The sequence below is a fragment of the Coraliomargarita parva genome (assembly GCF_027257905.1).
Classification (GTDB): Bacteria; Verrucomicrobiota; Verrucomicrobiia; order Opitutales; family Coraliomargaritaceae; genus Coraliomargarita_A; species Coraliomargarita_A parva.
In genome coordinates, this window is the sequence record NZ_JAPZEI010000013.1 from 89,056 (window position 1) to 103,373 (window position 14,318).

Sequence of the window (14,318 nt, forward strand, 5' to 3'; positions counted from 1 at the left end):
CTCATGAGCATTTGAATTCTCTTTTGTTCATAAAGGCTTAATGTGATGCTCGGTGACATCCACATAAGATAAACCATCTCATTTATCAGATACCTCATAAAAATCACAGCCATGAAACACCTCAAAAATATGAAATACCTCAAAGTTATACTCGTTCCAATTTTTGGAATTATCCTGACCTCGTCCGCGGCCCTTCAAGCCCAGACCCTCTCCATTACCGCGAGTGGGGATTCGATGATTCGCTCGGACCTGCCGGACAACAATTACGGAACCGGAACTAATTTCAATGGCTACATTGGAACCACAAATGGAACCTCTGATTTGAGACAGGTATTTGCCTTCGATCTGTCGGGGCTTGCTGGTCTGGGGCCTGACATCCAAATTGATTCAGTAACGATGACCCTGACGCAGCGAGGCCCGGATGCCGGTAGTACGGCTGCCACAGTCGATCTCTCTTTGTATGCGCTGACAGTAGGGTTTACCGAAGGTGGTGTGACCTGGAATACGAGCGAAGGCAGTACTGCATGGACGGGCGGGGGGGCCTTGGGCAATGAGCTGAGCACCCCGATTACGGCCAGCACGCAAGGTGTCAGAGGCACCGAGTTGACCTTCGCGAGTTCAAGTGCGTTCATTAGTGAAGTGAGCACGGTCGTCGGTTCCGGTGGTGTCCTGTATTTGGACGTCCTTGCCAATGTCGGGGACTTGTCGGAGCGAGCCCTGATTAATACGTATTTCCGTGAAGTCGAGGTCAACGGTGAGTATGTTGAGGGCTACCTGCCTACGCTGACGATCGGCTACAGCATTGTCCCGGAACCGTCCACCTATGCGCTGCTGCTCGGAGTGATCTGTCTGCTGGCGGTACAACGTAAGCGCGCTCTTTCCTCGAAGTCTGCATAGGTAGACCCGGTTACCCTAAACGTCATATCCTATCATGAAACCTCGCCCCGCTTTATTGCTGGTTTTGTTGGTCGCGGTCTGCGGCTGGAATGTACCGGTCCAAGCCGAATCCATGAAATCGTATGTCTATAACACATCGGTTTTGAATTGGTACCAAGCCTCGGAGGATCGGCCAGCCTTCGCCAAGTATGCGTTCGCTCCGGAGGGCAGCCCATGTCCGTTTACGGTCGAACCGCATACTTCGATGTTGTATGTCAATATTCCGAAAGCGGTAGCCGCCAATGACGATTTGGTGGGGGCCAGCGGTGGAGCCATTTGGGCGGCGCCAGTGGGCGAGCAGGTTCAGCAAGTGCAGTTGACTTATGCCGGTGTACTCAGTCCCGGCTTAAGCCTGGTGGTTTACGGGGACAGCGGAAACGGTAAGTACGATGTTGAAATTGGACGGGTTGCGCCCGCCGCCACCACGGATAATCGCGGCACTCCGGCAAGCGTTGTGTTTGCGGTGCCGGCGGCTACCCCGGTGACTAAAGTCAAGATCCGCGGCTATGATCTGGAGCAGGCCCGTGCATTGGGTGCGGGATGGTCTGTTCAGATCCGGGCCATTCAGATTGCAACTGCCCCCATCTCCGGAGCTTAAGTCTTCTAATCTTTGAAAGTTAAATCGCGGTGATTCACCAGAATCATCGCATGTACCTTCATTTCGAGCCTCATGTTATCTCCATCTCCATTCCATCGTCGAGGATTCACCCTGATCGAGCTGCTCGCTGTCATTGCGATCCTTGGTGTTTTGTCGGCGATTCTCATCCCCGCGGTCGGACGTGTGCGCGAGGCGGGCAATACGTCCGTCTGTCAAAGCAATCTTCGCCAGTTGGGGCAGTTGCTGCTCATGTACTCCGTGCAAAACGGCGGTCAGCTACCGGGGGAATCCTTGCCCCATTGGGACGCTGCGGCACTCTCCATGATTGCCGAGGCGGAAGACGGTATTGTTCCTTATAATTCGATCCTGCAATGTCCCAGCGACGAGTTTGAACGAACCAACGGAGATGCGCGCTCGTATGCCTATAATCCCGTCTTGTGTAATCCGGGGGGCAGGTACGGAAACGAGAGCATGTATGGCATCAATCTACCGGAGGCCAATAAAGGCATCCTGTTGAGCAATATCGCTCACCCCGACAGGGTCGCGCTCTTGGTGGAGTTTCCCCATGCCTTGAATCTGTATGACCGGGGAGCCTATGCGGTGTATGCGAAGCTGTTATCTCTGCATGATGGCGGCATGAATGTGGCCTTCGCGGACGGTAGCGTCCGGAATATCCAGGATACTCCGGAATTGCAGAGCAGTGGTGCGCACGGGTTGAGGCAGTTCGTTAATCTTTACATGAGGAACAGTCCGTAGGCTTCGAGCTATGCGGACCCTTTGGATCAGTTGTAGAATCGTATCAAATAAACCATGACAGTATTTTCTTTTAAGAGCATTCTTTCGGTTGTTGCCGGTCTGAGCCTTACGCCCGCGGTATGGGCAAAGGCGCCGGCCAACTTTGAACTGCGGCCAGAGCAATATCCGGAAAGCCTGATCGTACTAACGGATGGCAATGTATCCTGGTCGCCCGTCGCAGGCTTTGGGCCGATCATTGTGGATGGAGGGGAAGCTCTGCAGCCCGGCGAGTATGAGGTGGCGTTGCAGTCATCTGAGGTCGCCAAAGACGGTCAGGCGAAACTGGTTTACGCGGTCGTCGGCGTATCGCCCCGAGCGGAGTTCTCGATCTCGGTTCAGCCGGATGCATCTGGATTGACTGTGGAGGTTGAGGGCATGTCCGGCGAGTACGGCGGAGTGGCTACGGGGCATATTTCGGCTGCCGAAACTATCATCGGCTTTGTCATTCCGGAGCGGGATCGTGAGGACTATCCCCAGCATAGCCTCTTCCCTAATATCTTTTATAACCGTGATCTCGGCATCTGGCTGCAAGGCCGTTGGGATCTGGATTACGGCAATGCCAGCGGGGCGGAAAACCTCTATGTCAGGAATGCAAAATCGGTCGAAGGGATCGATGCGGTGTATTTCCCCGGGCTCACTACGAATGACGGCAATACAAATGTCGAGGCGCTTACGGAATACTACCTGGACAACAATATGATCTACGTGGCGTTCAAGCAGGGGGGACGCTTGCCCTTGAAAGAGCGCTTCCGTCTCACTCGGGGCGAGCGTCTGTGGGATGCCGTGCCTGAGGTGCCCCAGGCGCCCAGCCCCTATATGGAGGCGATGAGCGAGTTGCTCTATGTCGATATCTGGGGCGGCCTCTACAGTGACCGTTCGCGTTTTACGGAGTGGCTGCAGGGCACGGTGGGAAAGTGGGTTGACGGCTTAACCATCGTACAGAACTGGCAAGGCGGTGGTTTTGATTCGCATTTGCCGCTGGCGGTCTCGGACGAACTGCCGCCCAATCCGCGCAAGGCTGGGACGAGTGAGGAACTGAAGGCATGGATGGCGCAAATGAAGAGTTGGGGCTTGGTCGGGCTGCGCACCAATTATCAATTGTGGAAGGACACAGCGCTTCAGACCGTGAAACAGGCGAAGAACCTGGACGGGAGTCCGAAGTGGCATACCCAGCCTCAGGATGTGATGCCGATTATTCTTCAACAGGAAACTTGGATCCAAGAGGCTCTGGAGACGACAGCGACATTCTCGGACCAGTTGACCTCCGGCGGCGCGGCCTTACCCTATGTGGAATACAGCGAGGAGAATCCGGAATCCGGTACCATCCGCGGCGCCCGCAACGCCCTGCGTGCTCAAGCGCTGTTAATCAAGGAAACGGTGGGCGGACCGCTGCTTTCGGAGACGCTCAACGGGCAGTTCCTAATCGGGGAGTATGTGGACTCCGGCGATTACGGCATTTTCGAAGGCTACAAGCGTATGATCACGCCGGAGTTTAAGCTCCGACGTTTGCATCACCTGACCACTTACTTCGGAATGGGGCTCGGCTATCGTTATTTCTATGCGCCACCCTATGGAGGGACGAATGGTCAAAATCTGGGGAATGGGATGTATGCCGCTCCCTGGGGGCCGGGCTCTGACGACTATCGAGCAATGACCATCGCCTATGGAAACGGTGCCTATCTCGACTATCTAAGTGCCGATGGAATGCAGCCTGACAAGGCCTTGACCGAGGCCATGACCGTGGGCCTGCTTCAGCGCTACTACGTGAACAAACCCGTAAAGGATATCTACTATGAGACACCTGTTGGGTGGTGGACGTTGGAAGAGCTCCTGCTGGACGGTCAGGATCCGACGCCTTTCTTTGTCCGGATGAAAATCATTTACGAAAACGGCCTGACCGTGGTGGTGAATCGCGAGGCTGATGAGTTGCCGTGGACGCTCCCTGTCTTTGGTGACATCATACTGCCGGCACGGTCCTACGCGGCTTATTTGCCCGATGGATCGGTCGAAGGGTTTTCCGGGATCCCGGTTGGTGCCAGTGATCAACCGGGGCGTATCGACTATACGCGTGACGATCGCCGGGGGCTCTTATTTATCAACCCACGTGCAACGGGCTACGATGACCTCGAGGCGCCCACCATCTTCGAAAATGAAACGAAAGTCTACGAGCTCCCGATTGAGATGCGCTACCGTCCGGGAGCGTCCCATGTCTTCAAGGAGCAGTTCTCCGAACGGGTCCTGTGGGTGATGAACCGGAAGGATCGTGTCAGCCACCTGGTCGACGGACGTGATGCCTTCGCACATTTGGCCCCAAAGGACGATACGCAGGCCGTCCGTATCGACCGGCGCCTTCGCGTCATCCCGAAGGGGATGCTCCGGCTCCGTTATCGCTCCAACAATCCGGAGGGGGTTCCTTCCGGCAGTGTTTCCCTCATGCGTTTTAAAAGGCAGGACGACGTCCTTCACGAGCTGGAGGGGCGTCAATCCTTTGTGCTCAAAGATACTGCGGGCGAATGGGTTGAAGCCGAGTTTGCCTTTGAGATGCCTGCAGAGGGTGCGGATAATATGCTCCTGCGAATCGCCATGAATGATGACGAGATTCCCGGTGTGCTTGCTTCGACTGGAAGCTTGGATGTGGACGCGATCAGTATCAATATAAAGGAATGAAGCTAAGTGGCGTATTGCTTACACTTGGGGGCTGGCTGTGCCTATCGGGGCTTGGCCGGGCGGGCGCTGCGGATCTATCCGCTGCCACCGAGCCCTTACCGGTTGTACAGGTACCGAAACTGACCCGTCCTGTTGAGCTGGACGGAGCGGGCCGGAATTCCGCATGGGGACTTGCGGCCGTTGTCGAGTTACAGGATTTTTGGAGTGCATCCGAACATCCGAAAACACAGGCAACACGGGTATCCTTGATGCACGACGGACTGGCGCTCTACATCGCTTTTGATTGTGAAGATGCCGAGGTGCTCGCTAGATGCAAGGACCACGATGGCCAAACCTTTCGGGATGACTGTGTGGAGCTATTCTTTGGAGCTCCGGCGGAGCGTCTATCGGATACGGCCTGTTTTGAAATTAATGCGCTCGGGACCTTGGCCGATTACTACTATCGGCATACGGATTGGATCAATTACCGGTTTGAGAGTGGTGCCGTTATTGTGGCTTCAGCTCTGTCCGCCGGCGACGAGGACTCCGGGTACCGGGTCGAAATCAAGATCCCTTTGGCCTCGTTGGCACCCCTCATGAGCTTCTTCCAGGTCGGACACGAAAAGCTGCCACCCGGAGCCACCGCCGGGAACTCGCTGCGCGCCAACTTTGCCCGCTGGGACCGGTCCTCCCCGGACGCAGGGAAGGATCGGTTCAGCATTTGGACCCATCCGGGATATTCATTCCCGCATCCACACCGCCCCGAGGCCTATGGCTGGCTGGTCCTGGCGGAGTAGCCGGTTATCGGGCTTCCTATTTCATTCTCAGCAGTTTTATTGCCCCTGATCTTCGAGATAGAGCCAGTAGGAGGTCTGGTTTTCCGCTTCTTCATCTTCAAGGTGAATCATGCGTTGACTGGTCGGGACGGTGCCCTGAACGATGGTCTGGCTGTTTCTTACCAGTGAGTAAGTCGTAGGCCAGTCTGCGCTGAGTTCGTACGGCAGGGTGCCCATGTGAAGACCTTTGCCTTGCAGTTGGACTGATCCACCTCCTGCCAGGGTGAATGTTGTGGTACCGTCATCCGTGGTGTAGATCCAGTAGTGCGGCTTCAAGCCGTTCGGGTTTTCGTTACCGTTCCGAAAGACGACATGGCCATTGTCAGTCACCTGATAGTTGACGATGACGACGTCCTGGTCGAGTGCCGGCTCCTGGCCTGATTTGTACCACTCGATATAGTAGTTGAGCAGGGTGGCCATGGCCCCCTTCTCCTTGTGGATGCCGGGAGCCACATCGTGGTCTTCGGCGATATCATTCCAGGTATACACGCAGGCGTAGGAATCCTTTGTCGGGCTGGCGGTGGCGTTGCTCCAATACAGATCCCAATTTTCAAACTGAGGCTCCACAAACGAAGTTCCCTTCCGGTAGTAACCGCTGATGACCCCCCAGACCATCGGGATCTCTGGTGACTCTGTCATTTCTGCGAGGGTGTCGCAATTTGACACCCATGAGGTATAATTGGCTAGGGGGTTCCATTCCACCGCATCAAACACGGGTAGCAGGTCTGCTGCAGCCTCTTCGTCCAGTGTGGAACGTGAGCTGCCGGGGTTGTCGTACACGCTCGCGATGAAATATGGATCCTCGGTCATTGCGTCGCGTACGTCACCCCAGTAGTCGGCCTGATAGGATAAGGATTGATTGATCCAGAAGGAGTTCAGGGCCGCTTTGCCGTCTATCTTCAGATAAGCGGGATATTCCTTGTAGCATGCAATCATCGCATCCAGAGCCGCCGCGGTCTTATCAGCCCCGCCTGTCGGAATCATGGCTCGATCGACCTGCACCACGAATTTCATGTGTGGAGCCACCTTCTCGATCGCATCAAGCCATTCCAATATCTGATTGTGCTGCCAGCAGGCCGCAGCTGCATCGCCGGATTCGTAGTCTGTTTTCAGGAAGACATCGAGTGAAACGATATCAAACCCGTAGTCACTCATCTCCATTAAATGCCGCTCAATGCGGTCCTGTCGGTTCTCGTACCAGGGGATCGTGATGAAGTTCTTCTCCTCTTCGAGGCCGCCGCTGGTGTAACTCGTTCCGTAATCAGCCCCCGGAGGAAAGGCCGGCATCACGTGGATCATGACCCGTCGCTGCCCCTCCACCACAACGTTGTCCAGATGGGAGCTGGTGCCGGCCTTCGTGTTGTAGAAATCAAGTTGGTAGGTACTTTGCCCGTCTATTCCTTCGGCGGTCAGTGCGAAGTCTGTTGTGACTCCGTCCTCACTATAGATGAGGGTATTCGCGGCAAAATTGTCGAAGAGGGCGAGGGTGATCGGGTTGGTTCCCCAGTCTCTCTGGAAGTATTGAGTGCGGGGAGTCAGGGCATTGTCGAATGTCCATGACGATCCGTTCCAGTTCGCAAAGCTGCTGCCCGGCGTCCGCAGTCTGAACAGGAGTGAGCCGCCATCGTTTTGCGCCGAAAATGAGATATGGATGGGGAAGTTGTTCGCGACTTTGGTGAATTGGTAGCTGAGTCCGGGTGGATTGGCCCAGGAGTTGTTATCCCGTGTGAGTTTCACGCCGTAGTCGCCGTCAATGGCCGAGGTGCCAAGGACTTGAGGCGAATACTGGCTATAGGCGAGCGTCGACCAATTGCTGGTGTCTCCGCTTTCAAAGTCGCCGTTGCTCACGGAATTGCCGTAGATGTGACGGGGGACATCGACGGCTTGGACGACAGAAACATTATCCAGATACAGTGACGTGTTCACCACGGTATTGTAAAACTCGATCACATACTCCAACTGGCCCGGTATGGGGGAGATCTGGAAGCTCGGAGTCGTCAGCGTGTCTCCGTAATGTTGGAAAGTGCGCGCCGCGATATTGTCGACCTGCGTGCTTGAAACTGCATCCACACCCCAGTTGAGCTGATGGTAGTCCGTTCTTTGTGCATAGCTTAAGCTCTGCCAGGTCGAGCCGTCGTAGTAGCTCGTTGCATCCGCTGTGCGGATACGAAATACGAGTCGGGAACCCTGCGTGTTTTCGGCGGCAAAGGACACCGTCATTTGTTCCGTATCGCTCAGTACCCCGAACCGGATGAGCAGCACCGGGGGATTGGCGTATACATTGTTATCGCGTGTGATCTTGGCTGAATAGCTGCCGTCGAGTACCACATCACTTTGAATTTGTGGTTGGTACTGTGACTTTGTCTCGGTCTGGGACGCGAATGGAACACTTGAAGGATCTTCGAAATCGCCATTTGCGATTTCTTCCCCAAAGAGGGGGCGTGTGACATGAATTGCTGCAAGCAGCAAAATACAATAGATAGTTTGCTTCTTCATGGGGTATTCGACTGGGGGTGGGGTGTTTCTTCGTTTTAGCGTATAACGCTGCGACGAACGAGGCAGTGCATACCGCATTCTTCGACCGAAGCAACGCCCTCGTGGCTTTCACTATCAAGCGGAGGTGAAGCTGTTCTGAGGTGGCATTTTGAGGGGGATCACGTACGTGTGATCAACTTGTGGCGCAGATGAGGGGGGGGGGGCTACTTTGCTATTCGCGTGACTGGCTGAGTGCTCTGAGCAAAGACAGGTTTCCTGACGCCAGCGCAAATTTCTTGGCTCTCGACCAGCGCTTGAGTTGCCGTTCGCGTAGAAGGGCAACTTGGCCGGACATCGGCCCTTCGGTATAGATCAGGACGAAGTCCTTCATCTGTCTGGTGTGACGTGCACCCATACCTTGCTGGTGCCACAGCAGGCGCTCGTGAATGTCGTGTGACTGCCCGACATAATAGGAGCCGTTCCGGCAGTAGAGCATATAGACGAATGACTGTCCTCGGACGGGTTGCGGGCATTCCACGCAACGCAATCCATCCGGCAATTTAATAACCATGCAATTAATGGTTAGTTTTGGCCGCATTGAAGCAAGCCTGAAGTTCCGAAGTTAGAGTTCCCCTCATTACATCCCGTTCTAAACTGGCCTGCCATGAGCAAGCGTAACATCGTGGAGCGCGTCGAAATCACGTAGCAGTAGTCTCAAGCCCTTCGACAAGCTCAGGGCATTCGCCGCGCATCGACCTGTCAGCCCCTCATTACATCCCGTTCTAAACTGGCCTGCCATGAGCAAGCGTAACATCGTGGAGCGCGTCGAATGGCGGAGAAGAGGGGATTCGAACCCCTGGAGCCCTTTTGGAGCTCACTTCTTTAGCAAAGAAGCGCTTTCGGCCACTCAGCCACTTCTCCATACCAAAGGGGTAGCAATGCTACCTTAAATTCGACTGTCACGGCCGCTTTCGGGAAGCGGCGGGAAAGGAGTAGAACAAATTGTGCTGCGCGGGAAGATCAACCCTAATCTTCGGGAAATTTCAGGGATTTTCAGTGCCTAGTCGCGGCGGGCATCAAAGGCATGCCGGATGACGCCGAGGTCGATGTGATCGGTGATCAGGTTCTTGATAATCGGAATCTTGTCGGTGTCCGTCGGCTGGGTCTTGACCGTCATGTTGTTGATGCGGGAGGCCACGTTGTAGCTCTCCTCGCTGCAGATCACGACGGGGATGTTGGTCTGGGCGATCATGTCCATGAGCTTTGGGTGGGGCAGGACATTACGGGTCAGGATGATGCCGGAAATGAGGCGCTCGCCGGCAATGCCTTCCGCGGCGATGGCGGAGAGGATGATATCCTCCCGGTCGCCGGGGGTAATAATGAGCACGCCGGGCTGGAGGTAGTCCACGATGCCCTTGGCGGCCATGGCGCCGATAATCACCTTCTTGATGCGCTCGCTGCCGCCTGCCTGGCGTCCGTTGAGCCAGCGCCCCTGAACCTCCTCGACCACCTGGTTGAGGTTGGGGGCGGTCAGCATCTTTTCGACCGGAATACAGCCGAGCAGGGAAATCCCCATGCGCTTGAGCGCGATACGGCAGTACTTCGAGACCATTTCGATCTTGTCGGGCTCGACCTTGTTGATGATCGCTCCGATGACCTCGACGCCGACCTTGTCGAATAGGGCCTTGTTCAGGGCGATTTCATCGATCGGACGGCCGATCCCGCCGCGGGCCACGATGATGACCTTGGCGTTCAGTCGCTTGGCCACATCGGCATTGGAGAGGTTGAAGACGGAGCCGACCCCGGCGTGACCGGTGCCTTCGATGATGATATAATCCTTCTCGAAGGCGGCGCGGTCGAAGGCCCGGCACATGGTATCGATGATCTTCGGATGGTTTTGGTCCGCATCATCGAGGAAGTCCCGGGTGAAGGTCGGATGGATCGCGATCGGGCTCATGGCCTGGATCGGTACGGAGACATCGAAGATCTGGTTGAGGAGGACGGAGTCCTCGTCGATCTTGTGGCCTTCGACTTCGACGAAGCGCTGGCCGACGGGCTTGATGAAGCCCACCTTGTCGGTGAGGGTGCGCAGGGCCGAATACAGTGCCAGACTGGTCGTCGTTTTACCGTCATTCATGCGGGTGGCCGCAATGAAGATCCGTTTCGTTGTCTTGTTCCGCGGGGCGGACAAGAGTTCCTTATCGTCGGGTTCGGTAAAAGGCGATTTTTGCTGGGACATAGATTTGGGGATGGGCTCGCTCGCGGCTCTTAGCTGATCTGGGTGACATCCTCGTTGAGGTCGTCACTGTCGGTCGGGTAGAGCAGCTTGTGGTCGATGGCCTGGGACGCGACCATGACAGCGGTGCCGAAGATATCGCCGGCGGTGGCACCACGGCTGATTTCCGCAGCGGGCTTGGACAAGCCGGTGAGGATCGGGCCGTAGTTGCGGGCACGGGTCAGGATATCGACCAGCTTGGAGGCGATATTGGCCGAGTGCAGGTCCGGGAAAATGAGGACGTTGGCCTGTCCGGCAACGGGGCCTTCGATCATCTTGGTTTGTGCCACGACCGAGTCGAGGGCGGCGTCGACCTGGAGCTCGCCGTCGATTTCCATGGGGATGCCGAGCTCCTGGGCCTTGCGGCGGGCCATCTCGGTGGCGGCCTTCATCTTGGCCACGGTCGGGTTCTTGCTGGAAACGCTCTTACTGGAGTAGGAGAGCAGGGCGACCCGCGGCTTGTTATTGGTCAGGTGATAGCGGAGCGCGGCGGTGGTGACCGCGATATCGCAAAGTTGTTCGCTGGTCGGGTCCGGGATCACCGCGCAGTCGGCGAGGAAGAGCTCGCGGTCCTTGCCGGTTTCCGGATCTTCCAGGTCGAAGATATTGAGCGAGGACATGGTCTTGACCGACTCATGCAGCGGAATGATCTGCAGAAGGGGGCGCAGGGCGGAGGAAGCCGCGCTGGTGGCGCCGGAGATGATGGCGTCGGCCTGGGAGGTCGCGAGCATGAGGGTCGCGAAGTAATTGGTGTTGTCCAGATACTCGGCGGCCTCCTTGTCGTTCAGCCTCTTGAAGCGGCGCAGGCCTTGGAACTTGGTGAGGAAGCCTTCCCATTCGTCGCTGCGGCGCGGCTCAATGATCCGGATGCGCTCGAGGCTGATGTCGAGGCGTTCGGCGTTCGCTTTGATCTTGGCGCGGTCGCCGAGCAGGATCGGCACACCGAGGCCGCGGGTGGCAAACTTGCGGGCCGCTTGGAGGATCCGAGGGTCGGAGCCTTCCGGGAAGACGACGCGTTTCGGGTGACGCTTGAGGCGTTCGGAAAGTTTAGAAATCAGTGGCATAGCTTTGTTATAAAAACGTTCTGTTTAATTTAATACGCGGGGTGAATATGAATAAGTGTAAGACATGGATAGCAGTTAGAGCATGAAATATACAATTGCCAAAGTTTTTTCCACAGACGTTTCTAGAAGAAATTGACGCGGGCGGGCCCGCCCAGCTCGGTTATGTTGCAGAATTTAAGGAATATTGCGGTCGTCAGCTTATCCACAGTCGGGTCACGCGTGCTCGGATTGGTCCGGGATATCCTGGTTTTTGCGGCCTTGGGCGCCGGTTTGTGGAACTCCGCTTTCATTCTCGCCCAGACCCTGCCGAACCTGTTTCGCCGTTTGTTGGGCGAGGGGGCACTGACGTCGGCGGTGGTTCCGGTCTTTTCCGATGTGATGGAGCGCGACGGGCAGCCTGCCGCTTTTCGCTTCCTCAACCAGGTGCTGGTCCGGCTTTGTCTGGCCCTCCTCGGGCTGGTCACTGGCGGGATGCTCTTGTTGGCTTGGTTGGGGCATTCCGGTTGGTTGAATGAGAACTGGTCCCTGGCCTCGAAACTCGCCGTCGTCCTCTTGCCCTATATGCTCTGCATCTGCATGGCGGCGATCATCTGCGCCGGACTCAACCTGGTAGGCCGTTTCGCGGTGGCGGCCAGTACGCCCATTTTGCTCAATCTGGCCATGATCGGGATGGTCAGCATTGGTATGTGCTGGAGCGATTCGACCCCTGTTCTGGTCTATTGGCTCTGCGGCGGTGTGTTGCTCGGTGGTCTCCTGCAATTACTGCTTCCCGCATGGGACCTCTACCGGCAGGGCTGGCGTCCGTCGCTCCGCCTCGTGCCCGCCACGGAAATGGCTGAGCTTTGGAGCCTGTTCCTGCCCGGCCTGTTGGGGGCTGCGGTCCTACAGTTGAACATCCTGATTTCCCGCGTGCTGGCCTATTCCCTCGATGAGTCGGCCGCTTCGCTCCTGTATCTCGCCAGTCGGCTGATGGAGCTCCCCCTGGGGGTCTTTACCATTGCGGTGGCGACCGTCTTTTTCCCCCTGCTGGCGAAAGCGGTATCGGCCAAGGATGAGACCGCCTTTGCCGATTCCTTGCTGCAGGGCTTGCGGCTGGTGGTGGCGGTAGGCTGGCCGGCCGGGGTCGGGCTCATCGTGCTGGGCCACCCGATCCTACAGGTGCTATTCCAATGGGGGGCCTTTGATGCGGTCGGGGTGCGGGCGACGGTGCCGCTGATCGCCATTTACGGCTTGGGGCTGCCATTCTACTCGATCGCCACCTTCTGCACACGCGGCTTGCACGCCCGCAAGGACATGCGCACGCCAGTCCGGGTGGCTGGTATTTGCCTGTGTGTGAATGCGATCTCGGCAGTCATCTTAATGCAGTTCTTCGGTGTCAGCGGCTTGGCCCTGGCCAATGTATTGGCTGCGGTATTACAGTCGGTTCTGCTGTGGCGGAAGCTCTCCGGGCCGCTCGAACTCCTCTCCCTCGGACGTTTGCGTCCTGCCTTTGGCCAGATCCTGCTGGCGGGCTTGCTGATGGGGATCTTCTGCTACCTGGGCGTACGCTTGGGCGCTCTCTTGGACTGGTCGGACAAGGCTCAAGCCATCCTCGTGGTTGCCCTGCTGGTGCCGGGAGGCGCGACCTTGTATTTTGTACTGCTCAAGCTCCTGCGCTTTGAAGAGTTGGAGCAACTGGTACAGCTTATCCTGAAGCGGCGCTTACGCTGAGCTGCGGCTGGGCCGGCAAACTAGCTGCCGGGCTGCCAGACAGCCACGCTGTGTTGCAGGTTCATCGCACGGGCGAGGGTATATTCAAAGACCCGGGGATCTCCATGTCGGCTGACCCATAGCAGGTGCTTGGCGGCTTCTTCCGGTTGCGCTTCAGCCCGCAGGCGCATTCCTATATAAGTATGTGCTTCGGTTTCCTGAGCCGTGTCGTTGACGTAGCTGATCAGGTCGTTGGCATCGATCTGTCCGCTCAGGTAATCCAGGATCGGGGCGGGCCACTGGCGCACCGGCTTGTTCTTCATCGCATAGCTCAGGGTCTTGACGGCATTGTCGTTGTCGCCGGACTCCAGATAGGAGAAATAGCTGATCAGCAGCGGGTAGGCCGCGCTTTCTCCCTTGCGGTTGTACATGAGGGTGGCGGTCTTGGCACTTTCCGCGGCACGTTTAAACTCGCCCCGGCACATGTAGGTCCATGCCAGGGATTCGTAGAAGAACCCGTTCACCGGCTGGTCGGCGGTGGCGTGCTCGAAAGAGTTCAGCGCCTCATCGAAATCTTCGAGGTTGAAGGCGGCGAGGCCGCGGCCATTCCAGGCAAAGGCATGCTGGGGCTGAAGCTCGACCACGTTGTCATAGGCCTCGAAGGCATCGTTGTGACGTTGCAGCTCAGTGTAGACCATGGCGGAGCCGAGCAGGGCGTCGACCTCCTTGTCGTTTAGGACCAGGGCTTCCTTGAACTTGGCTAGCGCGAGATCCGCATGTCCCGCCTGAAAGTCGGCATAGCCTTGGGCGATGAGGGGGTTCTGCCCGGCATCGCTCATTGCTGAGGACGTGGACATGCCTGCCTCGGTGGTGTTCAGGACCGGTTCGTCCGCCTGCAGTGTCGTGGCACTCAGGCCGCAGAGCAGGCAAAGAACCCATGTGGTCCGCCGGTTGAACCGTCGGACTGGCGGGGCGCCATTCTTGAACTCGGAACGCATTGTGGT

The 14,318-nt window shown here is 56.9% G+C and carries 11 protein-coding genes and 1 tRNA gene; 6 read left to right on the plus strand and 6 right to left on the minus strand.

From position 1 onward, the window contains the following. Positions 1-111 precede the first annotated feature (111 nt). From O2597_RS16895 to O2597_RS16915, 5 genes are all read left to right on the plus strand, one after another. Complete coding sequence (locus O2597_RS16895; RefSeq protein ID WP_269526701.1) at positions 112-897, plus strand: DNRLRE domain-containing protein; 786 nt, start codon at positions 112-114, stop codon at positions 895-897. 34 nt (positions 898-931) lie between these two features. Further along, positions 932-1,534: a hypothetical protein gene (locus tag O2597_RS16900; protein ID WP_269526703.1), complete on the plus strand. Its 603-nt coding sequence runs from the start codon at positions 932-934 to the stop codon at positions 1,532-1,534. Between the two features lie 72 nt (positions 1,535-1,606). Then, on the plus strand, positions 1,607-2,290 hold the full coding sequence (locus tag O2597_RS16905; RefSeq protein WP_269526705.1) for a prepilin-type N-terminal cleavage/methylation domain-containing protein: 684 nt from the start codon (positions 1,607-1,609) through the stop codon (positions 2,288-2,290). 54 nt (positions 2,291-2,344) lie between these two features. Beyond that, a complete protein-coding gene (locus tag O2597_RS16910; protein WP_269526707.1) occupies positions 2,345-4,996 on the plus strand; it encodes a hypothetical protein in 2,652 nt (883 codons plus the stop codon). Then, positions 4,993-5,772: a carbohydrate-binding family 9-like protein gene (locus O2597_RS16915; RefSeq protein ID WP_269526708.1), complete on the plus strand. Its 780-nt coding sequence runs from the start codon at positions 4,993-4,995 to the stop codon at positions 5,770-5,772. The genes O2597_RS16910 and O2597_RS16915 overlap by 4 nt, the downstream gene beginning before the upstream one ends. Before the next feature lie 36 nt (positions 5,773-5,808). On the opposite strand, the gene O2597_RS16920 is transcribed toward O2597_RS16915, so the two are convergent. The 5 genes from O2597_RS16920 to O2597_RS16940 all read right to left on the minus strand — a co-directional run bounded on the left by O2597_RS16920 (position 5,809) and on the right by O2597_RS16940 (position 11,625). Further along, the gene (locus O2597_RS16920; RefSeq protein WP_269526709.1) at positions 5,809-8,307 is read right to left on the minus strand and encodes a glycoside hydrolase family 71 protein; all 2,499 of its coding nucleotides are present in this window, start codon (positions 8,305-8,307) and stop codon (positions 5,809-5,811) included. 211 nt (positions 8,308-8,518) lie between these two features. Further along, positions 8,519-8,857 carry a GIY-YIG nuclease family protein gene (locus tag O2597_RS16925; RefSeq protein ID WP_269526710.1) on the minus strand — a complete coding sequence of 113 codons (339 nt, stop codon included), beginning with the start codon at positions 8,855-8,857 and terminating at the stop codon, positions 8,519-8,521. 259 nt (positions 8,858-9,116) lie between these two features. After that, positions 9,117-9,207, minus strand: a tRNA-Ser gene (locus O2597_RS16930). Positions 9,208-9,346: 139 nt separating this feature from the next. Continuing rightward, positions 9,347-10,525, minus strand: a complete 1,179-nt coding sequence (locus O2597_RS16935) for a phosphotransacetylase family protein (protein WP_269526712.1) — start codon at positions 10,523-10,525, stop codon at positions 9,347-9,349. 29 nt (positions 10,526-10,554) lie between these two features. Then, entirely contained in the window at positions 10,555-11,625 is a 1,071-nt protein-coding gene (locus O2597_RS16940; RefSeq protein ID WP_269526714.1) for a phosphate acyltransferase, read from the minus strand. 162 nt (positions 11,626-11,787) lie between these two features. On the opposite strand from O2597_RS16940, the gene murJ reads away from it, so the two are divergent. After that, positions 11,788-13,335 (plus strand): murein biosynthesis integral membrane protein MurJ, encoded by a 1,548-nt coding sequence (gene murJ / locus O2597_RS16945; protein ID WP_269526716.1) that lies wholly within the window; start codon positions 11,788-11,790, stop codon positions 13,333-13,335. A 20-nt stretch (positions 13,336-13,355) separates the two neighbouring features. On the opposite strand, the gene O2597_RS16950 is transcribed toward murJ, so the two are convergent. Next, a complete protein-coding gene (locus O2597_RS16950; RefSeq protein ID WP_269526717.1) occupies positions 13,356-14,312 on the minus strand; it encodes a tetratricopeptide repeat protein in 957 nt (318 codons plus the stop codon). Between the last annotated feature and the right edge of the window lie 6 nt (positions 14,313-14,318).